This is a genomic window from Brevibacterium sp. NPDC049920 (assembly GCF_040656435.1).
GTDB lineage: Bacteria > Actinomycetota > Actinomycetes > Actinomycetales > Brevibacteriaceae > Brevibacterium > Brevibacterium pityocampae.
This window is the reverse complement of record NZ_JBFAMF010000007.1, coordinates 63,401-89,564: the sequence shown is the minus strand read 5'-3', so window position 1 is coordinate 89,564 and position 26,164 is coordinate 63,401. Positions and strand designations below refer to the sequence as shown.

Annotated in this window: 22 protein-coding genes; 7 read left to right on the top strand and 15 right to left on the bottom strand. The window is 70.6% G+C overall.

Annotated features, from left to right (window positions below):
* Positions 1-28 precede the first annotated feature (28 nt).
* On the top strand, positions 29-661 hold the full coding sequence (locus tag AB0I45_RS08850; protein WP_137319366.1) for a class I SAM-dependent methyltransferase: 633 nt from the start codon (positions 29-31) through the stop codon (positions 659-661).
* A 68-nt stretch (positions 662-729) separates the two neighbouring features.
* Here the strand turns inward: AB0I45_RS08850 and AB0I45_RS08845 are convergent, their stop codons facing one another.
* The 5 genes from AB0I45_RS08845 to dapE form a co-directional block, all read right to left on the bottom strand.
* A complete protein-coding gene (locus tag AB0I45_RS08845) occupies positions 730-900 on the bottom strand; it encodes a DUF3117 domain-containing protein (RefSeq protein WP_137319365.1) in 171 nt (56 codons plus the stop codon).
* 97 nt (positions 901-997) lie between these two features.
* A complete protein-coding gene (locus AB0I45_RS08840; protein WP_295687566.1) occupies positions 998-2,254 on the bottom strand; it encodes a hypothetical protein in 1,257 nt (418 codons plus the stop codon).
* The gene (locus AB0I45_RS08835) at positions 2,251-2,550 is read right to left on the bottom strand and encodes a DivIVA domain-containing protein (RefSeq protein ID WP_295687563.1); all 300 of its coding nucleotides are present in this window, start codon (positions 2,548-2,550) and stop codon (positions 2,251-2,253) included. Before AB0I45_RS08835 ends, AB0I45_RS08840 begins: the two co-directional genes overlap by 4 nt.
* 77 nt (positions 2,551-2,627) lie before the next feature.
* Entirely contained in the window at positions 2,628-3,497 is an 870-nt protein-coding gene (locus tag AB0I45_RS08830) for a TIGR00730 family Rossman fold protein (protein ID WP_295687560.1), read from the bottom strand.
* Positions 3,494-4,690 (bottom strand): succinyl-diaminopimelate desuccinylase, encoded by a 1,197-nt coding sequence (gene dapE / locus AB0I45_RS08825; protein ID WP_265808529.1) that lies wholly within the window; start codon positions 4,688-4,690, stop codon positions 3,494-3,496. The genes AB0I45_RS08830 and dapE overlap by 4 nt, the downstream gene beginning before the upstream one ends.
* Positions 4,691-4,741: 51 nt before the next feature.
* Between dapE and dapD the strand changes: the two genes are divergently transcribed.
* On the top strand, positions 4,742-5,686 hold the full coding sequence (dapD, locus tag AB0I45_RS08820; protein ID WP_295687554.1) for a 2,3,4,5-tetrahydropyridine-2,6-dicarboxylate N-succinyltransferase: 945 nt from the start codon (positions 4,742-4,744) through the stop codon (positions 5,684-5,686).
* 90 nt (positions 5,687-5,776) lie between these two features.
* Here the strand turns inward: dapD and AB0I45_RS08815 are convergent, their stop codons facing one another.
* The 3 genes from AB0I45_RS08815 to fdxA all read right to left on the bottom strand — a co-directional run bounded on the left by AB0I45_RS08815 (position 5,777) and on the right by fdxA (position 8,764).
* Positions 5,777-7,063, bottom strand: a complete 1,287-nt coding sequence (locus AB0I45_RS08815; protein ID WP_137319360.1) for a citrate synthase — start codon at positions 7,061-7,063, stop codon at positions 5,777-5,779.
* A 206-nt stretch (positions 7,064-7,269) separates the two neighbouring features.
* The gene (dapC, locus tag AB0I45_RS08810; protein ID WP_295687550.1) at positions 7,270-8,391 is read right to left on the bottom strand and encodes a succinyldiaminopimelate transaminase; all 1,122 of its coding nucleotides are present in this window, start codon (positions 8,389-8,391) and stop codon (positions 7,270-7,272) included.
* 55 nt (positions 8,392-8,446) lie between these two features.
* Complete coding sequence (gene fdxA, locus AB0I45_RS08805; protein ID WP_175406932.1) at positions 8,447-8,764, bottom strand: ferredoxin; 318 nt, start codon at positions 8,762-8,764, stop codon at positions 8,447-8,449.
* Between the two features lie 99 nt (positions 8,765-8,863).
* On the opposite strand from fdxA, the gene AB0I45_RS08800 reads away from it, so the two are divergent.
* Positions 8,864-9,925 carry a GNAT family N-acetyltransferase gene (locus AB0I45_RS08800; RefSeq protein WP_137319358.1) on the top strand — a complete coding sequence of 354 codons (1,062 nt, stop codon included), beginning with the start codon at positions 8,864-8,866 and terminating at the stop codon, positions 9,923-9,925.
* 9 nt (positions 9,926-9,934) lie between these two features.
* Here the strand turns inward: AB0I45_RS08800 and AB0I45_RS08795 are convergent, their stop codons facing one another.
* From AB0I45_RS08795 to AB0I45_RS08765, 7 genes are all read right to left on the bottom strand, one after another.
* A complete protein-coding gene (locus AB0I45_RS08795; protein ID WP_137319357.1) occupies positions 9,935-11,653 on the bottom strand; it encodes a VanW family protein in 1,719 nt (572 codons plus the stop codon).
* A gap of 78 nt (positions 11,654-11,731) precedes the next feature.
* Complete coding sequence (locus AB0I45_RS08790) at positions 11,732-13,282, bottom strand: PIG-L family deacetylase (RefSeq protein WP_295687539.1); 1,551 nt, start codon at positions 13,280-13,282, stop codon at positions 11,732-11,734.
* Complete coding sequence (typA, locus tag AB0I45_RS08785; RefSeq protein WP_137319355.1) at positions 13,279-15,192, bottom strand: translational GTPase TypA; 1,914 nt, start codon at positions 15,190-15,192, stop codon at positions 13,279-13,281. The genes AB0I45_RS08790 and typA overlap by 4 nt, the downstream gene beginning before the upstream one ends.
* Before the next feature lie 113 nt (positions 15,193-15,305).
* Entirely contained in the window at positions 15,306-17,120 is a 1,815-nt protein-coding gene (locus tag AB0I45_RS08780; RefSeq protein WP_295687535.1) for an ABC transporter ATP-binding protein, read from the bottom strand.
* A gap of 1 nt (position 17,121) precedes the next feature.
* Positions 17,122-18,228: an ABC transporter permease gene (locus tag AB0I45_RS08775; RefSeq protein WP_295687532.1), complete on the bottom strand. Its 1,107-nt coding sequence runs from the start codon at positions 18,226-18,228 to the stop codon at positions 17,122-17,124.
* Positions 18,225-19,766, bottom strand: coding sequence for an ABC transporter permease (locus AB0I45_RS08770; RefSeq protein WP_295687529.1), 1,542 nt, complete (start codon positions 19,764-19,766; stop codon positions 18,225-18,227). Before AB0I45_RS08770 ends, AB0I45_RS08775 begins: the two co-directional genes overlap by 4 nt.
* Before the next feature lie 133 nt (positions 19,767-19,899).
* Positions 19,900-21,735 (bottom strand): ABC transporter family substrate-binding protein, encoded by a 1,836-nt coding sequence (locus AB0I45_RS08765; protein WP_345031593.1) that lies wholly within the window; start codon positions 21,733-21,735, stop codon positions 19,900-19,902.
* Between the two features lie 207 nt (positions 21,736-21,942).
* On the opposite strand from AB0I45_RS08765, the gene AB0I45_RS08760 reads away from it, so the two are divergent.
* The 4 genes from AB0I45_RS08760 to AB0I45_RS08745 all read left to right on the top strand — a co-directional run bounded on the left by AB0I45_RS08760 (position 21,943) and on the right by AB0I45_RS08745 (position 26,013).
* The gene (locus tag AB0I45_RS08760; protein WP_295687525.1) at positions 21,943-22,518 is read left to right on the top strand and encodes a PH domain-containing protein; all 576 of its coding nucleotides are present in this window, start codon (positions 21,943-21,945) and stop codon (positions 22,516-22,518) included.
* Positions 22,519-22,637: 119 nt separating this feature from the next.
* Entirely contained in the window at positions 22,638-24,302 is a 1,665-nt protein-coding gene (locus AB0I45_RS08755; protein ID WP_295687523.1) for an NAD-dependent epimerase/dehydratase family protein, read from the top strand.
* On the top strand, positions 24,299-24,820 hold the full coding sequence (locus AB0I45_RS08750; protein WP_137319349.1) for a CinA family protein: 522 nt from the start codon (positions 24,299-24,301) through the stop codon (positions 24,818-24,820). The genes AB0I45_RS08755 and AB0I45_RS08750 overlap by 4 nt, the downstream gene beginning before the upstream one ends.
* Positions 24,817-26,013 (top strand): zinc-dependent alcohol dehydrogenase, encoded by a 1,197-nt coding sequence (locus AB0I45_RS08745; protein WP_295687520.1) that lies wholly within the window; start codon positions 24,817-24,819, stop codon positions 26,011-26,013. The genes AB0I45_RS08750 and AB0I45_RS08745 overlap by 4 nt, the downstream gene beginning before the upstream one ends.
* The last annotated feature ends 151 nt before the right edge of the window (positions 26,014-26,164 follow it).

The following is a 26,164-nucleotide window of genomic DNA, read 5'->3' as shown; positions in this document are numbered from 1 at the left end:
GAGCGCCGTCCGAGGAGAGGAGGAGACCATGTCACGCGACCGGGCGATCGACGCCCACTACGCTGATCGGTTCAACCCCTCCGATCCGGTGATGGATGCCGCCCGCACGATCTCCGCGGAGTACTCGACCGTCCCGGTGTCGACGACCACCGCCGGGACCCTCACCCTGCTCGCCCGGATGGCACGGCCGGCGACCGCGATCGAGGTCGGCACCGGCACCGGCGTCTCCACCCTCGCCCTGCTCCGCGGCATGCCGAGTTCCGGCATCCTCACGAGCATCGACATCGACGCCGACAAGCAGGCCGTAGCGCGCGACCTCATCGGCGTCGCCCGGATCCGGGCCCACCGGGTGCGGATGATCCACGGGCGCGGCGAGGATGCGCTCGCCCGGCTCGCCGCCGGCGGCTACGACCTCGTGTTCGTCGACTCCGAGCCCCTGACCTACGACCGGCTCGTGCCGCTCGCGATCGAGCGGCTGGCCCCCGGCGGCCTGCTCGTCGTCAACCACGCGCTGCTTGGCGGGGCGGTGGCGAAACCGGCCAACCGCGCCCCGCGCACCCAGGTGGTGCGCACGATGCTCGACCGGATCGTCGAGCGCACCGACGTCGCCCGCCTCATCCTGCCCGTCGACGACGGGCTCCTCGTCCTCACCCGCGTCTGAGCCGGGCCCGGGAACGCCGGAGGAGGGGGTCCGCTCGGGGCTCCCCTCCTCCGTGCACCGGTCTCAGCTCACTGTGCGAGCGCCTCGCCGAGGGTGTTCTGAAGGTTCGTGGCCTCGTCCTTGCTCACTTCGATGACCAGACGTCCGCCGCCTTCGACAGGGAGACGGACGACGTATCCGCGACCCTCCTTGGTCACTTCGAGGGGTCCGTCACCGGTGCGCGGTTTCTGAGCTGCCATGAAGAGTTCTTCCTTCCATTCCCGACTGTGTCACTGTCGATTATCCACCATTTCGCCCCGGCTGAGGAGGATCGGGCGCGAATCGGCGCCTGCCGGGTCACGGCGGCAGGTCGGCCGGCGGGGTGAAGTGCCAGAGGAAGCCGACCCACACGACCTGGAACAGCACGAGGCAGCCGAGCAGCACCGCCCGGTACATCCCTGCCCGGCACCAGGCGAGAGTGAGCGCGATCGGGAACAGCGGGAGGAGGAGGCGCAGGGTCGAGGTCTGCGGATTGAAGAACAGCAGGATGTAGATGCAGTAGGCGAGGCAGAAGTGCTGCAGCGTCCGGCCCATCTGCCGGCCGGCCGGGGAGTAGATGAGGACGAGCATGAGCGCGATCGCGGCGAACAGGAGGAGCGGCCCGAAGGGCCCCACGAGATCGTTCCCCCGGGCGAACCACTGGACGATGATGCGCGTGTGCCCGCCGCTCCAGGCGGCCTCGGTGTCGGTGTAGGCGGTGAGCTCCCCGGTGCGGAGCCAGGCGTGCACCGGGTGGACGAGCGCGGCGGCGCAGGACAGCACGCCGAGCGTCCAGGAGCGCACGACCTCACCGGCCGGGTAGGGGATCGTCCGGCGGCGCAGGAACCGGTCGATGAGGTGGATGAGCATGAAGAACGAGAACGCCACGCCGATCGGCCGCGACAGGTCCATGAGGACGACGACGGGGACCGCCATGAGATAGCGCCGGTCGATGACGAGCAGGAGGGCGAGAGCCTGGAGCAGGAGCGTGAGCGACTCCGCGTAGCCGGTGCTGAAGATCGCCGAGGCGGGGAAGACGAAGAGGACCGCGAGGCCGAACAGCGCCCGGCCGGGCGTGGTGTGCCGGCGGAACAGGTGGAGCACGACGATCGCCGCGACGGCACCGAACACCGTGGACAGGAGCGGGGAGACGACCTGGTAGTCGAGGCCGGTGAGCTGCGCGAAGTCGCGCACCATCCAGGGATGGAGGGGATAGAACGCCCACGCGTTCTCCATCACCGTGCCGTCGGCGCCGCGCGGCAGGACATCGGGGTAGCCCTCGTCGGCGATGCGCTGGTACCAGCCGCCGTCCCAGAAGTTGAGGAAGTCCCCGAGCGAGGTGTCCAACCCGGTGGTCCACGGGGTGCGGTCCTGGGTGCGGACGACCGCGGCGAAGATCCCGACGCTGATGATCCGGGAGGCGAGATAGACCGCGAGCGCCTGCAGCCATACCGGCAGGGCGAGGATCTCCCGAGCCCAGCGCCCGGCACGGGAGGCGTCGAAGACGGTCGGGGCGAAGCGGGGGGCGCGGTCGTACTCGGGCAGCACGGAGACGTCCGGTGCGGGCCGGGTCATGCCTCGGGCGCCGGGAGGCGGCTCTCGAGGACCGCGATCCGGTCCTCCTGCAGGCGGATCCGGTGCGCCATCTCGCTGTACACCGCGTCGACCTCGTCCATCCGGTATCCGCGGATCGCCGGTGAGAAGGCGACGGCCTCGAGATCCCCGGCGGTGAAATCGGAGGCGAGGAGACGACGCGGGCGCTCGTCACCGGCCGCGGGCATGCCCCCGTTGAAGAGGTTGAAGGCGCCTGCGACGGCGACGGCCATGAAGAAGACCGCGGCGCAGACTCCGAGAACGATCCACATTGGCATGCGCCCATGGTCTCATATCGGACTCGCGGGCACCTCGGACCCAGCGGGCGTGCGGCCGTCGCGGCTGCCCGCAGTGCTCACCAGGCGTCGTGGGCGGAGAAGTCCGGACGGTCGGCGCCGCCGGGAGCCGGGCGCCGGCCGGTCCGGTGCTCGGCGGTCAGGCCCGACACCACCTCGGCCGGCTCCTCGGGCCCGGGCTCGGCAGAGACCGGATCGCTCGTGTCGGCACCGGTGATGAACGCGACCGCCTCGGTCGGGGAGTCGGTGAGCGTGAGGAGGTCGATGTCCTCGCGGCTGATCGTGCCGACGCCCACGAGCGTGTCGCGGATCCAGTCGACGAGGCCGCCCCAGAACTCGGTGCCCATGAGCACGATCGGGAATCGGGAGAGCTTGCCGGTCTGCACCATGGTCAGCGCCTCGAACAGCTCGTCGAGCGTGCCGAATCCGCCGGGCAGCACGATGAAGCCCTGCGAGTACTTGAGGAACATCGTCTTGCGGACGAAGAAGTACCGGAAGTTGATGCCGAGGTCGACGTAGGGGTTGAGCCCGGACTCGAAGGGCAGCTCGATGCCGAGACCCACCGAGGAGCCGGCGGCGTCGACGGCACCCCGGTTGCCCGCCTCCATGATCCCGGGCCCGCCGCCGGTGATGACGGCGTAGCCGGCGCGGGCGAGCTCGCCGGACACCTCGCGGGCGAGCCCGTACTCCGGGGTGCCCTCATGGAGGCGGGCGGAGCCGAACACGGACACCGCCGGGCCGATCTCCGCGAGCGAGCCGAAGCCCTCGACGAACTCCGCCTGGATGCGCAGCACCCGCCACGGGTCCTGGTGCACCCAGTCGGCGGTGCCGCCGCCCTCGAGCAGGCGCTGATCGGTGGTGGTGGCCGGCACGTGGGCGCGGCGCAGGCGCAGCGGTCCCTTGCTGTAGATCGGGGAGTCGGGGGTCATCGGGCGGGGGCCTCCGGTGCGCTGCGGGCGGGTTCGAGGAAGCGCAGCAGGTCAGCGCTCGCCGATTCCACCTCTGCGCACGGGACGTGCTCGTCGGCCTTGTGGGCGAACAGCGGGCTGCCGGGGCCGAAATTCACCGCGGGGATGCCGAGCGCGGAGAAGCGTGCGACGTCGGTCCAGCCGAGCTTGGCCTGGGGCTCTCCCCCGATCGCGTCGATGAAGGCCCGGGCGGCGGGCTGGTCGAGACCGGGACGGGCGCCCTCGGCGGAGTCGGTGACGCGGATCGGGTGCGGGGCGAAGAACGCGGCGAGGTGCGCCTCGGCGTCCGCGGCGGACTTGTCCGGGGCGAACCGGTAGTTGACGACGACGGTGCAGGCGTCGGGGATGACATTGCCGGCCACTCCCCCGTGGATCCCGACAGCCGACAGCGATTCGCGGTATTCGAGTCCGTCGACGGTCACGGTGTCCGGGGTGTGCTCGGCGAGACGGGTGAGGATGTCGGCGGCCCGGTGGATCGCATTGACCCCGGTGAAGGCGCGTGCCGAATGGGCCCGCACGCCCTCGGTGGTGACCTCGATGCGGATCGTGCCGTTACAGCCGCCCTCGATGCCGGCGTTGCTCGGCTCCCCGAGGATCGCGAAGTCGCCGGCGAGCCATTCGGGATGGCTGCGGGCCACCCGGCCGAGCCCGTTGAGCTCGGCCTCGACCTCCTCGTGGTCGTAGAAGATCCACGTGACGTCGCGCTCGGGGCTGCGCAGGGCGGCGGCCGTGCACAGCTGCATCGCGACTCCGGCCTTCATATCGCAGGCGCCGCGCCCCCAGATCACCTCGGCCCCGTCGAGCGTGCGACGCTCCGCGGGCACGTTGTCCTCGATCGGGACGGTGTCGAGGTGGCCGGCGATGACGATCCGTTCGCCGCGGCCGAGCCGGGTCGCGGCGACGACCGTGTCGCCGTCGCGGTGGATGTCGAGGTCCGGGCCGGGGCCGGCGGAGATGTGCGCGAGGACGCCGGCGACGGCATCGGCCAGGCGCGCCTCGTCCCCGGACACCGAGGGGATGTCGCAGAGCCGGGCGGTGAGCTCGACCGGGTCGGCCAGCGCCTCGATGAGACGGGCGGCATCGGCGTCGGGGGTGGGATGTGCGCCGGGCGCGGTCTCGGCGGCGGGCGCGGGGTCGTGGGGATCACTGCTCATGGAGCCCAGCCTAGTACCGGCTGCGCGAGGGCGAGCAGTAGGCTGGGACACATGACTCAACGATTCGTATCCTCCGCCGGAGTGTCCACCGCGCACGGCGACACCGTGCTCAGCGTCTGGTACCCCACCCCTGCCCTGTTCGACGACTCCGCGCAGGCCGAGCAGCACGCCGCGTCCGGTGTCGCGACCGCCGGGCTCGACGCCCTCGTCGGCGCCGACGAGCTGCGCGGCACTCGCACCGAGGTCGTGCAGCACACCATCGATCTCGACGCCGCGCCGGCGGACGCCGCCGACGGCTACCTGCGCCTCCACGCACTGTCCCACCGGCTCGTCGCGCCCAACGAGGTCAACCTCGACGGGCTGTTCGGGAAGCTCGCGAACGTCGCGTGGACCTCGCACGGCCCCTGTGCGGTCGAGGACTTCGAGCTCACCCGCGCCAAGCTCACGGCGCGCGGGTACGTCACCGTCCACGGGGTCGACAAGTTCCCGCGGATGACCGATTTCGTCGTGCCCGCCGGAGTGCGGATCGCTGATGCGGACCGCGTCCGACTCGGCGCGCACCTGGCGCCGGGCACCGTCGTCATGCACGAGGGCTTCGTCAACTTCAACGCCGGCACCCTCGGGCAGGCGATGATCGAGGGCCGGATCTCGCAGGGCGTCGTCGTCGGCGACGGCTCGGACATCGGCGGCGGCGCCTCGACCATGGGCACCCTGTCCGGCGGCAACGAGCACCGGATCTCCGTCGGCTCGGGAACGCTGCTCGGCGCGAACTCCGGGATCGGGATCTCGATCGGCGACGACTGCATCGTCGAGGCCGGCCTCTACCTCACCGCCGGCTCGCGGGTGTCGCTCGTCGACGAGGGCGGCCGCGTCGTCAAGGCGCGCGAGCTCGACGGGGCGGACAACGTACTGTACCGCCGCAATTCGACGACCGGGTCGATCGAGGCGCTCGGACGGACCGCGAAGGGCATCGCGCTCAACCCCGACCTCCACTGACCCAGCACCCGTTGCACACCGCCCCTGACATCGCAGAATCCGAAGGTTCCCTTCTCAGGAACCTTCGGATTCTGGGATGTGGAGCGGGGATCAGCGCTCGGCGATCGGCACGTACTTCCGCTCGGGCTCGCCGGTGTAGATCTGGCGCGGGCGGCCGATCTTCGTCTCCGGGTCCTTGATCATCTCGCGCCACTGGGCGATCCAGCCCGGCAGTCGACCGACGGCGAACAGCACGGTGAACATGTTCGTCGGGAAGCCCATCGCCTTGTAGATCAGGCCGGTGTAGAAGTCGACGTTCGGGTACAGGCTGCGCTCGACGAAGTAGTCGTCGGCGAGCGCGATCTCCTCGAGGCTCATCGCGAGGTCGAGCATCTCGTCCGCACCGCTCATCTGGTCGATGATCTCGTGGGCGGTCTTCTTGATGATCGCCGCGCGGGGGTCGTAGTTCTTGTAGACCCGGTGGCCGAAGCCCATGAGCCGGACGCCCTGCTCCTTGTTCTTCACCCGCTCCATGAACTTCTGCGGGCCGTCGTGGGACTCCGAGATCTCCTCGAGCATCTCGAGCACCGCGGAGTTCGCGCCGCCGTGCAGCGGCCCGGCCAGGGCGTTGACACCGGCGGAGATCGACTGGAAGAGGTTCGCCTGCGAGGACCCGACCATCCGCACCGTCGAGGTCGAGCAGTTCTGCTCGTGATCGGCGTGGAGGATGAAGAGCTGGTCCATGGCCTTCGCCATGAGCGGGTCGACCTCGTAGGGCTCGGACGGGAAGCCGAAGTTCACGCGGAGGAAGTTCTCCACGATGTTGAGCGAGTTGTCCGGGTGGACCACCGGCAGGCCGGCGACCTTGCGGTGCGCGAGCGCGGCGATGGTCGGCATCTTGGCAAGCAGGCGGATCGTCGAGAGATCGATCTGCTCGTCGTCGAACACCGAGAGGTTGTCCTGGTAGAACGTCGACATCGCCATGATCGAGGCCGACACCATGGGCATCGGGTGGGCGTCGTAGGGGAACGCCTGGAAGAAGCGGCGGAGGTCCTCGTGGACGATCGTGTGGCGGCGCAGGCGCGCGTCGAAGGAATCGAGCTGCTCCTGCGTGGGGAGCTCGCCGTAGATGAGGAGGTAGGCGACCTCGACGAAGGTCGAGTTCTCCGCGAGGTCCTCGATCGAGTAGCCGCGGTGGCGCAGGATGCCCTCGTCGCCGTCGATGTAGGTCACGGCCGAGGAGGTCGAGGCGGTGTTCGCGAACCCGGGGTCGTAGGTGACCCGGCCGGTGTCCTTGAGCAGCGATCCGATTCGCAGCCCTGCTGTGCCTTCGGTCCCCGTCACCGTGGGGAGGGAGAGATCCGTGCCGTCGACGCGCAGAACTGCATCCTCTGCCATATTCGCTCCTCTGGGGTCACCTCAAGAAGTTCCTGAGTATTCATTCACAGTCACGGTAGAGGTTACCGACTCCCCGGCCTGAGCGAAAATCGCGCCCGCCCTGCGAGCGCTCCCGCGTCCGAGGCGCGGACCGGCGCACGCGGTCCGCTCGGTGGGCACCCGGCCGGTTCCCGCACCCGAGGCGCGCTCAGCCGCACCCGGGGCGCTCAGCCCCCCGCGCGCAGGCGATCGGCGGCCTGTGCGATCCGCTCGTCGCTCGCGGTGAGCGCGATCCGCACGAAGCGGCCCGCGGCGTCCCCGTAGAACGCTCCGGGGCCGGCGAGGATGCCGCGCTCGGCGAGCGCGGCCAGGGTGTCCCAGCAGTCCTCGTCGCGGGTGCACCAGAGGTAGAGTCCGGCCTCGGAGTGCTCGACCCGCAGGCCGAACTCCGTGACCGCCGGGAGCAACGTGTCGCGGCGCGCCCGGTAGGTCTCCTTCTGGGCGCGGACGTGGGCGGTGTCGCCGAGCCCGGCGATCATCGCCGTCTGCACGGGGCCCGGCACGATCATCCCGGCGTGCTTGCGCGAGTTCGTCAGGTCGCCGACGAGCGCGGGGTCGCCGGCGGTGAAGGCCGCGCGGTAGCCGGCGAGGTTCGACTGCTTGGACATCGAGTACACCGCGAGCAGACCGGTGGGATCGCCGCCGGTGACGGCCGGGTGGAGGATCGACGGCGTCGCGTCCTCACCCTGCCAGTTGAGGAGCGCGTAGCACTCGTCGGAGGCGACGACGACCCCGGCGGCCCGCGCGCGCTCGGCGACCGCGGCGAGCACCTCGACGTCGAGCACCGTGCCGGTGGGATTGCCCGGGGTGTTGAGCCAGAGCAGCCCGATGCCCTCGAGCCCGGCGGCACCGGAGGCGATGTCCGCGGCGTCGAGGCGCACGCAGTCGACGCCGGCGAGAGTCGCCCCCATCTCGTAGGTCGGGTAGGCCGCGGACGGGCAGGCGACCGCGAGCCCGCGCTGCCGCAGGCCGAGGAGGGTCGGCAGCCAGGCGACGAGTTCCTTCGAGCCGACCGTCGGCATGACCTGGGTCCGCGGGTCGAGCGCGATCCCGTGCCACTGCTCGTACCAGCCGGCGATGGCGGCGCGCAGCTCGGGCGTGCCGGCGGTCGTCGGGTAGCCGTGGGAGTCCGATCCCGCGGCGAGAGCCTCGCGGATCACCGCGGGCGTCGGGTCGACCGGCGTGCCGATCGACAGATCGCAGATGCCGCTCGGGTGCTCGGCGGCGCGCGCCCGGTAGGGGGCGAGGGTGTCCCAGGGGTAATCGGGCAGGTCGAGTCCGTAGTTCACGCTGGCGCTCCTGGGTTCAGGCTCCGGCTCCGCTCGGTGGTGTGGCCGGCGCGGGTCACTGCTGCGGGGGCAGGGCGGAGATGATCGGGTGGTCCTTGCCGGTGTTGCCGAGCTTCGCGGCACCGCCCGGGGAGCCGATGTCGTCGAAGAACTCGACGTTGGCCTTGTAGTACTCCGCCCACTGCTCCGGCACGTCGTCCTCGTAGTAGATCGCCTCGACCGGGCAGACCGGTTCGCAGGCACCGCAGTCCACGCACTCGTCGGGGTGGATGTAGAGCGAGCGCTCGCCCTCGTAGATGCAGTCGACGGGGCACTCATCGATGCAGGCCTTGTCCTTGAGATCCACGCAGGGCTGGGCGATGACGTACGTCACGGGATTGTCTCCTCATCGAACGGGCATGGTGTGCGCCCTCCCAGGGTACTCCCTTATAGGCTGGACACCGGCCCGGTCCCCCAGTCGAAGAGGTCACACATGCTCACTCCCCGCGCCGGTATGCGCGTGGTCCTGCGGTACGCCGCCGACGGGCAGCCGACCGATGCGCTCGGCACCGTGACGGCCGCGGACGAGGCGAGCGTGACCGTGGACACCCGGCGCGGCGAGGTGACCGTGGCACGCGCCGACATCCTCCTCGTGCACGAGGTGCCGCCGGCCCCGCAGCGCCCGGGCCGGCTCCATGAGATCGTGTCCCCGCTCGACCTGCGCCGGATCTCCGCGCAGGTGTGGCTGCCCGCCGATATCGCGTGGCTCCACACGGACAATCTGCACCACGAGGCCGAGGGCGCCGGCGCCGAGGTGCCGCTCACCCAGACCGGGGTGCTGCTGCGGGCCGCCGGCGGGGTCTCCACGCGCGGCAACTCCGCGCTCCCGCTCGGCCGGACGGGGATCCCCGCGGCTGAGGCCCTCGAGCTCATCATCCGCTGGTACGAGCAGCGCGGACTGCCCCCGCAGCTCCAGATCTACTCCGCCCACGGCACCTCCGAGCTCGCCGAGCCGTGCGCGGAGCTCGGCCCGCTGCTCCGGGCCGCCGGTTTCGCGCCCTCGGGGGCGACGCTGGCGCTCACCGCCGCGACCCGGGAGGTCGCAGGCCCGGTCGGGCGCGCCGCCGATGCGGCGCTGCCCGGCCTCGAGATCGTGGAGAGCGAGGAGGCGCACGCGGTGCACTGGACCGCATGGGGCCACCCGGTCGACTCCCCGACCCATGAGGATTTCGCCCGGCTCGTCACCTCCCCGGAGCAGCACCGGTTCTACTCCGCGCTCGCGCTCCACCCCGACGGCTCCCGCACGCTCGTCGGCACGGTGCGCCTGGCGATCACCCAGAAGTGGGCGGTGGTGTCGAACCTCGTCGTCGACCCCGGTGTCCGCCGGCGCGGCGCCGGCCGGGCGCTCGTCGTCGCGGCGGCGGCCGCCGCCGCCGAGCGGGGCGTGCGCTCGCTGCTCGCGGAGGTCGAGGCGGACAACGCCGCCTCGCTCGGGCTGTTCGGTGCGCTCGGCGCCGTCGAGCATCATCGCTACTGGTACGCGCTGCGCTCGTGAGCGATCCGGCTACTCGCAGACGACCCGGTTGACCGGCCGGTAGACGGTGGTGAACTCGTCGCGCTTGACGACCGAGCCGCTGTCGTGGTCCTTGATCGTGCGCGAGATCGTGATCGACCAGCCCTCGCGCGCCGACTGCGGACGGCAGCTCGGACCGGACTCGGTGATCGTCGACGGCGAGATGAAGGCGAAGCGACCCGATGAGGAGGACTCGACGTCGACGGTCTTGACGCCGAACACGCGGGCGTGGACCTCTCCCCCGGCGAGGTACATGTCGAGCACCACCGGGGTCTCCGAATCGTTGGTGAACTTGAGGTCGATCGACTGCCAGTCGAGGGTGGTCTCCCGGCCCTCCGGGTAGCGGGAGATGTAGCGGGAGTGCGCCTGGTGCTCGTCGAGCTGGAACCCGGCGAAGTACGCGGCGTTGAACAGCGTGGTCGACACCTGGGACACGCCGCCGCCGTAGTCCTCCTTCATCTGCCCGCCGGAGATCACACCGGCCGGGCGGTAGCCGTTGGCCGCCGTGCGCTGGCCGATCGCCTCGTTGAGGCTGAACTGCTCGCCGGGCTGCACGACGGTGCCGGACACCTTCTCCGAGGCGACCCGGAGGTTGGTGTCGCGGTTCGGCTCGGAGCTGTAGGAGGTGGAGAACGCGGAGATCTCCTCGCTGACCTCGGCCTTCTCGGCCTCCTCCGTGGTGAACTCCGGCTCGGACTCCTTGAGCGCCACCTCGCCGCTGCGCTCCTCGGACGTCAGTGCGGGCAGCACCGCGTCGGCGAGCTCCTGCTCCTCCACCGAGATGCCGCTCTCGCCGGGGACGACCTCGGGCTTCCCGTCGACGATCCGGAAGCTCGCATCCTTCGCCTCGGCACCGACGTCGGGGTTGTCCTCGAGCACCGCGGTCTGGAGCTTCTCCACGTCGAGGACCGGGCGCAGCGCGCCCTCGTGGGCCTCGAACGACAGGGTGCTCGCAATGACCTCCGGGGACACGACGAGCTCGGAGGGCTCGCCCACGGGCTGCCCCTCCTCGTCTTCCTCGGCGGCGCGCAGGGTGACGTCGCCGCTGATCGCGGGCTCGGCCACCTCGGTGCGCGCGGTCTGCGCCTCCTCGGTGGTGATGTCCGGCGCGGTCTCCTCGGCGGGCACGGCGAGCGCGTCCTCGCTGCGGAGCCACTGCTCGGCGACGGCGGTGCGGATCATGTCCTCCGTCACCACCGTGCCGGCCTCGCCCTCGCTCAGCGCGATCTCCCCGTCGTCGAACGCGAGCTCCGCGTCCACGGGGTCCACGGTGAAGTCCTCGGCGACGGTGCGCGCGACAGGGGTGAAGGCGTCCTCGTCCACGACGAGCGCGGGATCGTAGACGCGGTCGCCGAACAGCTTCTCCACGACCACCCGCGGGTCGAGGGTGAAGTCGGTGATACCGGAGATCGTGGCGGCGGCGTCGAAGCCCAGACCCGCGTCGGCCGGGACGACGGTCGCCTCCATGTCCCCGGCCTGCAGCCGGAACTCCTCCGCGGCCCGCGGACCGAGTTCGCGCTCGAGGGTGGCGACGGCCTCCTCCTCGCTCTGTCCGCTGATGTCGACCCCGCCCACGGAGGCCTCGGAGGGCATCTGCCGGGAGGCGAAGAAGGCCGCGACGACGTACACGACGGCGAGCAGCACGACGATGCCCAGGAGGACGAGAGCGGTGGTGCGGGCGCGGTTCGGCGCTGCGGTGCGGGCGGCCATGGAGGTCTCACTGTCGAGGTGTGCGGGCGGACGGTTCAGCACAATCTACTACAGCAGGGTCACCTGTCCGATCTCTGTTCAGTTTCGGTCAGCTGACGACTGCGGCTCGGGAGCGGACCGCCGGCGGCGCAGCGCGGGCAGGGTGAAGGCGAGGATCGCGGCGATGATCATCGGCGCGAAGATCCAGGTGATGCTTCGCAGCGAGCCGGTGACGAGGAGATCGCTGCCGGGCAGCAGAGCGGGCTGCCCGAACAGGAACCCGATGCCGGAGATCACCGCGGCGGTGAGCACGACGAGCCCGGTGGACCGGTAGAGCGTGGCGATGTGCCACAGCCCGGCGGTGACGAGGACCAGGGCGAGCACGAGCCCCCAGGGGACGACGACGTCCTGCCCGGCGAGGTCGACCGCGGTCGCGTTGAGGTGCTGAGCGGTCCCGAGCGCGCCGATGAGCACGCCGACGATGATCGCATGGATCGCAGCGCCCACACCGACCTTCCGGCGGGTTCCCGCGGCGTCCGCCGAGTCGGAGCCCGCGGTCGTCCCGGCGGCCGCACCGGCACCCGCAGCGCCTGCCGCGGCATCGGAACCTGGGGCGCCCGGCCCGCGCTCGTCGCGCTCGCCCGCCGCTGCCGCCGGGGCGAGCGGGACGCGCACGGTGTCGAGCACGGATTCGTAGGGGCCGTGCGGATCCGGAACGGGTCCGGGGAACGCGGCGGACGTGTAGTACTCGACGTCGCCGATGTGCTGCCCGACCCCGTTCGACAGGGCGAAGAACTCCCCGGCGACGGTGACCTGGGTGGCGTGGGCGGCCATCGCCATGGCCTTGGCCCCGGCGAAGGCGGACACGTCCTCGATGACGCTGATGGGCGCCTCGGCGGCGATCGTCGGGATCGATTCGGCCGGCGCGAAGCCCGTGAGGTCGAAGCCGGGGCGCTGCGGGTCGAAGGCCTGGGCGGCGACCTCGGCGGGGGTGTCGGCGAAGAGGAGCACCGGCGGGGTGTGGGCGGCGGGGACCGCGGCCGCCGCGGCACCCGGCTCCCCCGGTGCGGGCACGATCCCGCGCAGCGCCTCGACGGTGGCGCGGTGGACGTGTCGGTGATCGGGGTGGCCGTAGCCGCCGCCGTCGGAGTACGTGATGACGAGGTGGGGGTCGACGTCGCGGACGACCTCGCGGATGTAGGCGGCGACCTCGCCCACCGGGGTGCGGCAGAGCGCCGCGGCCGGCATCTCGGCGGGCTCCCGGGCGTGGCCGTCAGGACCCCACTCCATGCCGGAGTCCTCGAAGCGGCGGGCGGGCAGACCGCCGCGCGCGCCCCCGGCCTCACCGTCGCCGAGGAACCGGTGGTCGCTCACGCCGAGCGCGGCGACGGCGGCGGCGAGCTCGGTCTCGCGGTGGGCGGCGAGCCCCGGGCGGTCCCCGAACAGCGCGGCGTGCTCCTCCCCGATGACCTCGCCCCCCTCGCCGCGGGTGGCGGTGAGGAGGGTGACGGCCGCGCCGGCGGCGGCCAGCTGCGCCATCGTCCCGCCGGTCAGGATCGACTCGTCGTCCGGGTGGGCGTGGACGAACAGGACGCGCGCCTCGGCCGCGGACAGCGAGCGGGTGGCGGCAGCGGCGGGGCGAACGGTCATGCGTTCTGGCGACGGCGGGCGTTGAAGAGCTTCTGCCGCTCCTTCTGGTCGAGCACGACCTTGCGGATCCGCACGGTGCCCGGGGTGACCTCGACGCACTCGTCGTTGCCGGCGAACTCGAGGCTCTCCTCGAGCGTGAGCTTGCGCGGCGGGGTGAGGTTCTCGAACGAGTCGGCGGTCGCCGAGCGCATGTTCGTGAGCTTCTTCTCCTTGGTGATGTTGACGTCCATGTCATCGCTGCGCGAGTTCTCGCCGACGACCTGGCCCTCGTACACCTCGGAGGTGGGCTCGACGAAGAACGTGCCGCGCTCCTGGAGGTTGATCATCGCGAACGGGGTGACCGCACCGGGGCGGTCGGCGACGAGCGAGCCGTTGGTCCGCAGCTCGATCGCCCCGGCCCACGGGGTGAGGCCGGCGGAGATCGAGTTCGAGATGCCGGTGCCGCGGGTCTCGGTGAGGAAGCGGGTGCGGAAGCCGATGAGACCGCGGGCCGGCACCTTGAACTCCATCCGGACCCAGCCGCTGCCGTGGTTCGACATCGTCTCCATCGTGCCCTTGCGGGCGGCCATGAGCTGGGTGATGGCGCCGAGGTGCTCCTCCGGGACGTCGATCGTCACGTGCTCGAGCGGCTCGTGGACGACCCCGTCGATCTCCTGGGTGACGACCTGCGGCTTGCCGACGGTGAGCTCGAAGCCCTCGCGGCGCATCTGCTCGACGAGGATCGCGAGTGCGAGCTCGCCGCGGCCCTGGACCTCCCAGGCGTCGGGGCGCTCGGTGGGCAGGACGCGCAGGGACACGTTGCCGACGAGCTCGGCGTCGAGGCGGTCCTTGACCATCCGGGCGGTGACCTTCGTGCCCTTCTCGCGGCCGGCGAGCGGCGAGGTGTTGATGCCGATCGTCATCGAGATCGCGGGATCGTCGATGGTGATCGCGGGCATCGGGCGCGGGTCCTCGGGGTCGGTGATCGTGTCGCCGATCATGATCTCCGGGATGCCGGCGATCGCGACGATGTCTCCGGCGGAGGCGGATTCGGCCGGCACCCGGTCGAGGCCCTGGGTCTCGAGCAGCTCGGTGATCTTCGCGGTCTTCTCCGTCCCGTCGCCCTGGATCCACGCGACCTGCTGACCCTTGCGCAGGGTCCCGCCGTAGATCCGCAGGAGCGCCAGGCGGCCGAGGAACGGCGAGGCGTCGAGGTTGGTGACGTGGGCCTGGAGGACCCCGTCGTCGTTGTAGGCCGGTGCCGGGATGTGCTCGAGGATGGTCGCGAACAGCGGCTCGAGGTCCGGGGTGTCGGGCAGCTCGCCGTCGGCGGGCTGGTGCGTCGAGGCGCGCCCGGCCTTGCCGGAGGTGTAGACGACGGGCACCTCGAGGACGGCGTCGAGGTCGATGTCGGGGACCTCGTCGACGAGGTCGCCGGCGAGGCCGAGGAGCAGGTCCTGCGCCTCCTCGAGCACCTCGTCGATGCGGGCGTCGGGCCGGTCGGTCTTGTTGATCGCGAGGATCACCGGCTTCTTCGCGGCGAGCGTCTTGCGCAGCACGAACCGGGTCTGCGGCAGCGGGCCCTCCGAGGCGTCGACGAGGAGCACCACGCCGTCGACCATCGACAGGCCGCGCTCGACCTCGCCGCCGAAGTCGGCGTGGCCGGGGGTGTCGATGACGTTGATGATGATGGTCTCGCCGTCGGCCGAGGGGCCGCTGTAGCTGATCGAGGTGTTCTTCGCGAGGATCGTGATGCCCTTCTCGCGCTCGAGGTCGCCGGAGTCCATCACCCGCTCCAGCACCTCGCCGTGGTCGCCGAAGGCGCCGGCCTGGCGGAGCATGCCGTCGACCAGGGTGGTCTTGCCGTGGTCGACGTGCGCGACGATCGCGACGTTGCGGCGGTCGGCGCGGCGTGAGGTGAGTTCAGTCATCGATTCCCTTTGGAGATGCAGTCAGGTGTCCAACAGTCCAGTATAGGGTCGCCGGACCCGCCTCCGTGACGCGCACGGCGCGGGCCCGCCCCGGCGCCGCAGCCGGGGCGGCCTCACTCCGCAGTCGCCTCGAGCATCGCATCGCGCGTCTCGCGGCGACGGCGCTGCTCCTCGGGATCCGGCACCGGCACCGCGGCGAGCAGCCGGCGGGTGTAGGGGTGGAGCGGAGCGGAGATCACAGCGGGCGACGGTCCGACCTCGACGATGTGGCCGTGGCGCATGACCGCGATCCGCGCCGCCACGCTCTCCACCACCGCGAGGTCGTGGGAGATGAACAGGCAGGCGAAGCCGTACTCGGCCTGGAGGTCGGAGAACAGCCGCAGCACCTTCGCCTGCACCGACACGTCGAGCGCGGAGGTCGGCTCGTCGGCGATGAGGAGCTTGGGCTTGAGCGCGAGCGCCCGGGCGATGCCGATCCGCTGCCGCTGACCGCCGGACAGCTCGTGCGGGTAGCGGTTGCGCATGGAGCGCGGCAGCTCGACGGAGTCGAGGAGCGCCTCGACCCGGTCGCTCAGCGGCCTGCCCTTGAGGTTCTCGTGGAGGAGCAGCGGTTCCCCGATGCTCTCCCCCACCGGCAGGCGCGGGTTGAGGGAGGAGCCGGGGTCCTGGAACACGATCCCGACGTCGCGGCGGTGCTTGCGCAGCTGGGAGTTCTTCAGCCCCGTGATGTCGGTGCCGACGACCTCGATCGAGCCCTCGACGACCGGCAGCAGGCCGAGCGCGGCGCGCCCGATCGTCGTCTTGCCGGAACCGGACTCCCCCACGAGGCCGATGACCTCGCCGGGTCCGATCCCGAGGTCGATCCGGTGGGCGGCGCGGAACGCCTTCTGCCGACCGCTCGCCGGGTACTCGATGGACGCCCCGCGCAGGCGCAGCGCCGGCACCCCCGTGTCGGGGCTCTCCCCACCCGGGTGGACGAGCATGTCGGTGGAGTCGAGGGACACCTCGAGCGGGGCGGTCTCGGCTTCCCGGTCCGCCGCGACCACCGTGTGGTCGGGGTCCTCCGACATCGCCGCGAGGTCGACCCCGCCGAGCGCCCCGCCGCGCACGTTCGCGCCGAGGTGGGGCACGGAGTCGAGGAGCTGGCGAGTGTAGGGGTGCTGGGGATCGCTGAAGATCTCCGCCGAGGTGCCGGCCTCGACGACGCGCCCGTTGCGCAGGACGATGATCCGGTCGGCCATGTCGGCGACGACACCCATGTCGTGGGTGATGAGGATGATCCCGGAGTCGATCCGCTCACGGAGTTCGCGCATGAGCTTGAGGATCTCCGCCTGCACCGTGACGTCGAGCGCGGTCGTCGGCTCGTCGGCGATGAGCAGCGTGGGGTCGCAGGCGAGCGCCTGGGCGATCATGATGCGCTGCCGCTGCCCGCCGGAGAGCTGATGCGGGAAGGAGGAGAAGCGCTTCTCCGGGTCAGGGATCTCGACGAGCCGCATGAGCTCGAGCGCCCGCTCCCTGGCCGCGCTCGGCCCCATGTCGAAGTGCGTGCGCAGCGTCTCGACGATCTGATAGCCCACCGTGTAGACGGGGTTGAGGGCGGTCATCGGCTCCTGGAAGATGATCGAGATGTCGTCGCCGCGGACCTCGCGCATCTGCGCCTGCGGCATCCCGATGAGCTCGCGGCCGCGGAGCTTCGCGGACCCGGAGGCCCGCCCGTTGGCCGGGAGCAGGCCGATGAGCGACATCGACGACTGCGACTTGCCCGAACCGGACTCGCCGACGATCGCGAGGACCTCGCCGGGGCGGACGTCGTAGCTGATGTTCTCCGCGGCGGTGAACCATTCGCCGCCCACCCAGAAGCGGACCCCGAGGTCGCGCACCGAGAGCACGGGCGCATCGGCCGCGACTGCGTCTGTGGTGTCCAACATGTCATTCCTCCGTCGGGCGCTGGCCCGGCTTGGCGGCGTTCGGGTTCGTCAGGGCGTCTCCGCGGAGGCCGCCGGCCGCCGGGGCCTGCGACTCGCGCTTCGCCGCCCGGTCCATCTGGCGCTGACTGGGGATCTTCTTCTGGCGGGGGTCGTTCGCATCGCGCAGGCCGTCGCCGATGAAGTTGATGCACAGCGCGATGACGATGATGAACAGGCCCGGCCACCAGAACAGCCAGGGGCGGGTGGAGAACGCGGTCTGGTACTCGTTGATGAGCGCGCCGAGCGACACCTCGGGCGAGCGGATGCCGAACCCGAGGAAGCTCAGTGCGGTCTCGAGCACGATCGCCTGGCTCATGAGCAGCGTGGTGTTGACGATGACGACGCCGAGCGCGTTGGGGAGCATGTGCTTGAACATGATCCGGAAGTCCGAGGCGCCGGCGACGCGCGCGGAGTCGACGAACTCGCGCTCGCGCAGAGCGAGGAACTCGCCGCGCACCAGACGGGCGAGGCCGGTCCACAGGATGGCGCCGAGCGCCACGCCGAGCATGACGGCGTTCGAGTTCGACACGAGCTTGCCGAGGATCGCGCCGACGACGATCGTCGGCAGGATGATGAAGCCGTCGGTGATCCGCATGAGGGCGGCGTCGAGCCAGCCGCGGTAGAACCCGGCGAGGGAGCCGACGACGGTGCCGATGACCATGGAGATCGCGCCGATGATGAGCATGACCATGATCGAGATCTGGGTGCCCTTCATCACGCGCGCGAAGTTGTCTCGGCCGATGTCGTCCTGCCCGAACGGGTGCGGTCCAAGGTCGAACGGATCGGCGAGCGACCACGTGGGTGCGCCGGAGGGGTTGATCACCGGGTTCGACGCCTGATGGCCGTGGATCCACCAGCCGGGGATCGGACCGACCCCCTGCGAGGTGAAGGCGAGCAGCGCGACGAACCCGAGCACGGTGAACCCGACGATCGCACCGGTGTGGCGGATGAACTTGCGCCACACGATGGCCGACTGGGACAGGCCCTCGGTCTCCTTGAGCTCGATCGAGGTGGTCTCCCCGTCGCCGTGGGCGTCGGGGTGGTCGTGGGTATTCAGTGGTGTGCTCATGCTTGCACCCGGATTCGCGGATCGAGGACGGCGTACAGGAAGTCGGCGACGAGGTTGGCGACCATCGCGAGGATGCCGGTGATGAGGATGTAGGCCATGACGGGTTCGAGCTCGTTGCGGTTCATCGCGTCGATGAACATCTTGCCCATCCCGTTCCAGCCGAAGATCGTCTCGGTGATGACGGCGCCGCCGATGAGGGTGATGATGTCGACCGGGATGATCGAGGCGAGCGGCAGCAGCGCGTTGCGCAGCGCGTGCCGCATGATCACCGTGCGCTCGCCGAGCCCCTTGGCCCGGGCGGTGCGGATGTAGTCCTGGTTCATCACCTCGAGCATCGACCCGCGGGTGTAACGGGTGTAGGTGGCGAAGGAGATGAGGATGAGCGCGATCGACGGCAGCAGCAGGTGGGTGAAGGTGTCGAGGTTGAGGAACCAGAAGCTCCCCTCGATGTTCGGCGTCGAGGCGCCGATCGTGGCGACCGGCCGGCCGTTGATCGCCGGGTGCCGGTTGTAGGCGCCCCACTCCTGGAAGATCCGGTCGAAGAACACGACGACGGAGATGATCACGGCGATGATCGCGCCGGTGCGCGCCGAGGCCCACTTGTCCGGGCCGCCGAACGCCAGCCCCACGCCGAGGCCGACGAGCACGGTGACCACCGCGAGGCCGAGGATGAGGAGCCAGTTCATCGGCACATAGAAGAAGAGCCACTGGAGCGGGATGTAGAGCGCGATGCCGAGCACGGCGATGGTGAGGCCGGTGTACAGCGAGCGGCGGTTCTTCAGGCCGGTCGAGAGGAACACGACGACGATCGCCGCGGCGAGGCCGGTGACCCCGACGCCGACGATCCCGACGCTCGGGCTCTGGAACCAGCCGGTGGCGAGGATGTAGTAGATCGTCGCGAAGGTCGCGGCGGCGGCGATGAGGAAGGTGATGAGCCGCCGCTTCGCGGATCCGCCGAGCGCGGCCATCCAGAACAGGCCGGCGAACACGGTGAGGACGATGATCGGCGTCCACCCGACAACCGGATCACCGAGGAAGTTGTTGAACCGGATGGCGCCGTACTGCTTGAGCAGCACGGCGACCCAGAACACCGGCAGCGAGTAGAGGAGGAAGGAGACGAAGGTGATGAAGTAGTCGAAGCCGGTGTACTGCCGGATCGCGGAGATCATGCCGACGCCGATGCCGAGCACGATCGACACGACGGTCGCGGCGGTGACGAGCTTGATCGTGTTGCCGATCGCGCCCGGGAGCATCGAGGTGACCTCCTGGCCGCTCTGCCACGCGGTTCCGAGGTCGCAGGAGCCGATGAGGCACCCGCCGACGCCGCCGAGCCACAGGAAGTAGCGCACGATGACGGGGGTGTCGAGGTTGAGGAGCCGGGTGCGGCTCTCGTAGAGCGCGGCGATGTTCGGCGAGGTCGAGGTCCGCAGGTCGTAGTAGTAGTCCATCGCCGCGTCGAGCAGCAGATAGATGACGAACGACACGACGAGCAGGACGAGGGCCGAGGAGAGGAATCGGCGGAGCAGGAATGTGAGCATAGGGCTTCCGGCGGGCTCTGGGCCGGTGAACCTCACCGGTGGCGCCACTCCGAAACGGAGCGGCGCCACCGGGTCCGATCACGCGGCGGGCGGAGGGTTCCGCGGGGCCTCACGGCCCGCGGACCGGGCGTGATCAGGAGACCTGCCACTCCCAGTAGTTCCAGAACATCGTCGGGGACACCGTGGTGGAGCTGGCGCCCTGGACGCGGTCGCGGTAGATGAGGAGCTCGGGGTGCTGGAAGATCGGCACACCGAAGCCGTCCTCGAGCAGGGTCTTCTCGATCTCCGCGACCTTCTCCCCCTGCGCGGCCTCGTCGGTCTCGCTGAGGAGCTCGTCGAGCATCCCGTCGAGCTCATCGTTGCTGTAGCCGCCGTAGTTGTTCTGGGCACCGCTGCGCCAGTTGGGATCGGCATCGGAGACGCCGGTACCCTCGGACTGCCAGCCGAACAGCGAGGCGTCATAGGTGCCGTCACCGAGGCGGGTGCCCCAATTGTCGTCGCCGTCCTCGATCACCGTGAAGCCGGCCTCCTCAGCCGATTCCTTGATGAGCTGGAACTGCTGGGCGCGGCGCTGGTTGGACGCACCGTAGAGGAAGCGCACCTCGGGCGCCTCGACGCCGGCCTCCTCGAGGAGCGCCTTGGCGCCCTCGACGTCCGCGGCCGCCGGGTACATGTCGCTGCCATTGCCCTCCACGACAGTGTCGTACATCGGGGAACCGGGCACCTGGTAGAGGGAGCTGCGGACGACGGCTTCCTCGTTGAGCGGCTTGATGATCGTCTCGACAATCTGCTCGCGCGGGATCGTCATGAGGAACGCCTGCCGGACCTTCTTGGCCTTCTCCTCGTCGCCGTCGTAGGTCGCCGGGTCGAAGGGGCCGTTGTTATTGAATGTGAGATCGACGTGCTCGTAGGTCGCGCCGTCGCCGGTGTCGACGGTGACGCCCTCGATGCCCTCGGCGGCCTGGAGGACGTCCGCGGTGGCCTGCGGCTGGGTGATGTCGACCTCGCCGTTCTCGATCGCCTGGACCATCGCCATCGGGTCCTCGTTGTACCGGAAGGTGACGGTCTGCACCTGCGGCTCGATAGGGCCGGAGTAGTTCTCGTCGACCTCGAGGGTGAGGTACTGGCCCTCCTCGAAGGCGGTCATCTTGTAGGGACCGTTGTGGACGAGGAGATCGGGGTCATCGGGCAACGACGTGAAGTCGAACGCGGTGTTCCACGTGTTCGAGATCTTCGACAGCGCCTCGGCGTCCTCGTTCTCGATCGCATCGAGGATCCCCTGCTTCGCCTCCGCTGCGTCCTCGGTGCCGAGCGCCTTCTTGGCAACGATGTGCGCGGGCACTCCGACCCCGTCCGCACCGAGCCCAAGGGTCGTTCGCCAGTCCGCGAAGGGCTTCGAATAGGTGACGGTGACTTCCTTGCCGTCCTCGGAGACCTCCGGGAACTCCTCGATGAGCTTCGGGCCGATGCTCGAGGAGTCGAAGTAGACGGTGCCCTCAGGGTTCTCGTTGACGTTGCCCTCGTCGTCGTTGTTCGACTCGACGGTGTTGAAGTTCGAGGATGACGCCGCCCACTGGAGCACGAGGTCAGCGGCATCGACCGGGGTGCCGTCGGACCACTGCGCGGAATCTGCGAACGTGTACTTGACCTTGAGCGGATCCTCGGAGACCTGCTCGACGGAGCCCAGCTGGCCGTCCTGGATCTCGAGAGCGTCGTCGTAGTATCCAAAGTTGTCGTTCATCATGTACGTGACGATCGAGTTGGCCACCGCGTTGCCGTTGGCGGTCAGGGTGTTCATCGAGCGGAAGGGCTCGTTCCAGCCGACGTTGATGACGGAGTCGCCGCCTTCACCGCCGCCTCCTCCGCCGTCGCCGCCGCCGTCGCCGCCGCTGCCGGGCGGAGTGCATGCGCTGAGCACCAGTGCGGCGGCCGCCAGGCCTGCTCCGCTTGCGAGAAGTCGTCTCTTCACCGTGTTCGCTCCCTCGAGGGTTCGTGGACCTGCGGTCCGACCGGGTGTCGTGCGACCACGAGTTCACCGAACGGTCAACTACAGTGGTTCGAGCACAACACGAATTGATGAGGACACTAATGCGCGCCGTGTGATCCGCGTCTCATATGCCGAAATAAATCGGCTATCGTTATCAATTCGAGACACCGCCAGAGTCGAGCCGGAGCCATGACCGCGCACACCCCACCCCCTCCCGCACCGCAGTCCTCGGTGCTCCGCACCGGCGGCTCGCGCCTCATCGTCGCCACGGTGGGCCTGACCTGCGCGATCGCCCTCGTCACCGTCATGCTCCAGGCGCCTCCCGGGCGCGCGGCAGGGCTGGCGGGAATCGCCGTCGCCCCGGCCGTCCTCGCCTGGGTCCTCTACGGCCACCCCCACCTGCGGATCGCCCCCGACGGCCTGTGGATCGCCAATCCGCTGCGCACCCACGATGTGCCGTGGTCGGCGATCACCGGGCTCGACGAGCGCCTGGGACTCAGCGTCGAACGGACGGACGGCGGCCCGATCGCCGCCTGGGCGCTGCCCGCGGCCGGACGCGGGATCGTCCGTACGACGGGCACCCGGGCGCGCATCGCCGCCCGCACCTCACCGCAGATCGCCGCCGTGCACGCGGCGCGCGCCGCCTCGGCCGCGGCGCCGGCGGACCGGGCCGGCGCGGTCGTCGAATCCCGCTGGAACGTTCCCAACCTCGTCCTCCTCGGCCTCGCCGCGAGCTGGTTCGCGATCGGCCTCGCCACGCTCTGAACCCTCCGGAGATCACAAGGGATCTTGCTGCTCCGACTCTCGACAGCGGGCGGCCGCGAGCGGTAGGTTCGATGCATCCGGCGGTGCTCGCCGCACCGCCGCCCAACCGAGGGGATCCCATGCGAGTCGCAGTCGTCGGCGCCACCGGAAACGTCGGAACCGCAGTGCTCACAGCACTGCACGAGCGCCCGGAGGTGACAGATGTCCTCGGCATCGCGCGCCGCCTGCCGGACGAGTCCCGTCCTCCCTACAGCGGGTGCGCGTGGACCTCGATCGACATCGGGGCCGCGACCGACCCCGACACCGCCGTCGCACAGCTGACCCGCGCGTTCGCCGGGGTCGACGCGGTCGTCCATCTCGCCTGGCTCATCCAGCCGAACTCGGACCGCGCCCTGCTGCGCCGGGTCAACGTCGCGGGCACCGCCCACGTCGCCCGCGCCGTCGCCGCCGCAGGCGTGCCCCACCTCGTCGTGGCCTCGTCGGTGGGCGCGTACTCGCCGGCCCAGGACGACCGAGCGCACGACGAGACCTGGCCGCACGGCGGCATTCCGAGCTCGCACTACAGCGTCGACAAGGCGGCCCAGGAACGGCTGCTCGACGAGTTCGCCGCCGACCACCCCGAGATCCTCCTCACCCGTCTGCGGCCCGCCCTGACCTTCCAGGCCGCGGCCGCCTCGGAGATCCAGCGGTACTTCCTCGGGGACCTGGCACCGGTGCAGGCCCTGCGCGCCGGGCGCCTGCCGGCCCTGCCGGTGCCAAAGGGGCTGCGCGTCCAGGCGGTGCACTCCGCCGACGTCGGCCGTGCCTATGCGGCGGCCGTGGCCACGCGCGCTCCCGGTGCGTTCAACATCTGCACCGATGACGTGCTCGGCGCTCAGGAGCTCGCCGACCTCGTCGATCACGGACGCTTCGTCGAGCTGCCGGTGGGGGCGGTGCGCGCCGCCCTTGCCGCCGCCCATCGGACCGGAGCCGTGCCGGCGGATCCGGGGTGGCTCGACATGGGGATGCAGGTCCCGGTGATGGACGGCTCCCGCGCCCGCAGAGAGTTCGCCTGGGAGCCGCAGCACACCGCTGCGGAGACGCTCCGCGAGCTGCTGGCCGCCCTGTCCGAGGGACAGGGCGGCGACTCCGTGCCGCTCCGGCCAAGCGACGAGCGCCGACTGCGGACTGCCGTGGGCGGCCCGGATCGGGATCGTGACGAGGGAACGCCGGCGATCGCCGCGGTCGTCGACCGGGACCTCCTGGGCCTGTACCTCTCCGATCACCTCACCGGCGCGACCGCGGGCGTGGAGCGGATCGAGCGGATGGCCGAGGCCTACGCGGACTCGCCGGTGTTCGCCCGCCTGTCCTCCCTCGCCGAGGAGATCCGCGGCGAGCGCGAGCTCCTCCGCCGGATCATCCGGCGACTCGGGCTCAAACAGCTTCCGCACCGTCAGGCGCTGTCGTGGGCCGGGGAGAGAGCCGCGCGCCTCAAGACCAACGGCACCCTATTCTCCCGATCCCCCATGACCCTCGTGCTCGAGGCCGAGCTCATGCGCAGCGCGGTGGTCGGCAAGCGCGGCGGCTGGCAGACGCTGGAGACCAACGCCGACCTGCTCGGTCTCGATCCGCACGTCTTCGCCGAGCTCTCGGAGAAGGTCGACGGGCAGCTCACCGTGCTCGATGCCGTCCACGCCTACGCCCGCGAGCGGGCCTTCCGGACCGGTCGCGACAGCTTCACCGCGGCCGCGACCGGTCACGGGACCGATCCCGCCGACAGCACCGACCCGGACGGGCTCGCGTGACGGCACCGGAGGAGCTCGAGAGCACCGCGGCCGCCATCGCCGTGGAGGTCGCCGAGCTCGCGCGCACCCACGATTTCACCGTCGCCGCCGCCGAATCGCTCACGGGCGGGAAGATCGCCGTGCAGTTCTCTGCCGCGCCGGATTCCTCCGCGTGGTTCGCCGGTGCGGTGGTGAGCTATCAGTCCGCCGTCAAGCACCGCGCGCTCGGGGTCCCGGAGGGGCCGGTGATCAGTGAGGATGCAGCGATCGCAATGGCGTCGGGTGCCGCTCGGCTGCTCGGGGCCGATGCCGTCGTCGCGGTGACCGGGTCCGGCGGGCCCGGGGAGCAGGAGGGCAACCCGCCCGGCACCGCCTGGCTGGCGGCTGCTGTCCGCGGGCAGGTGCGCACTGCGCTCCATCATTTCGAGGGCGACCCGGTCGAGGTCCTCGCCCGGACCCAGGTCGCCGCCCTCCGGCTGCTCCACCGCACCATGCACGACACGCTCCACGACATCGATGCGAGAGGAGACCAGCGATGAGAGCAGTGACCTGGCAGGGCAAGCGGACGATGAGCGTCGAGACCGTCCCGGACCCCGTCCTGCACAGCCCCGACGACGCGATCATCGAGGTGACATCGACCGCGATCTGCGGTTCGGACCTCCATCTCTACGAGGTGCTCGGCCCATTCATGGATCCCGGTGACATCGTCGGACACGAACCCATGGGGATCGTGGTCGAGGCCGGGAGGGACACCCGACTGGCGGTCGGTGATCGCGTGGTCGTGCCCTTCACGATCTCCTGCGGCCGGTGCTGGATGTGCAGCCGCGGTCTGTTCTCCCAGTGCGAGACCACGCAGGTGACCGAGCACGGCTCCGGAGCCGCCCTGTTCGGCTACTCGCGTCTCTACGGGTCGGTGCCCGGCGGCCAGGCCGAGTTCCTGCGCGTCCCGCACGCGGACTTCGGACCGATTCGGGTCGGCACGGAGCTGCCCGACCATCGCTACCTCTTCCTCAGCGACATCCTCCCCACGGCGTGGCAGGGGGTGAGGTACGCCGGTGTCGGGGCCGGGGACACCCTCGCCGTGCTCGGCCTCGGTCCGGTCGGCCAGTTCGCGGCGCGGATCGGCGTGCACCGGGGGGCCCGCGTGTTCGGCATCGACCCGGTGCCCGAACGGCGGGAGATGGCCGCGCGCCACGGGGTCGAGGTGTTCGACCCCGGGTCCGACACGATCGCGGCGATCCGGGAGGTGTGCGGCGGCCGCGGCCCCGACGCCGTCGTCGATGCCGTCGGCATGGAGGCGCATGGGTCCCCTCTCGGCGGCGCTGCGCACGCAGCCGTCGGCCTGCTGCCCGATGCCCTGGGCCGGCGTCTCATGGAGACCGGCGGCGTCGACCGGCTGGCCGCGCTCCATGCGGCGATCGATCTCGTGCGCCGCGGTGGGACGGTGTCGCTCAGCGGCGTCTACGGCGGTCAGGCGAGCCCGATGCCGATGCTCACGCTGTTCGACAAGCAGATCCAGCTGCGGATGGGCCAGTGCAACGTCAAGCGCTGGATCGACGATCTGCTGCCGCTCGTCGAGGACCCTGCCGACCCGCTCGGGATCGATGACCTCGTCACCCACCGGGTGCCGCTCGGGGCCGCACCCCAGGCGTACGCGATGTTCCAGCAGAAGTCCGACGGGTGCATCAAAGTCGTCCTCGATCCCCGGAAGGAACACCATGTCCAGCCCTGACACCGAGCGTGCGCACCGCTGACGGGGCCATCTCAGAAATCACAAGGGAACTTGTCACATGAACCATTGTTGGCCGCGGTCTGCGCGAGTAGGATGGGAGCCGTGATCCCACCCGGTCGTCCGGACCGGGTCCAGGTGCGGCCGTCCCGCT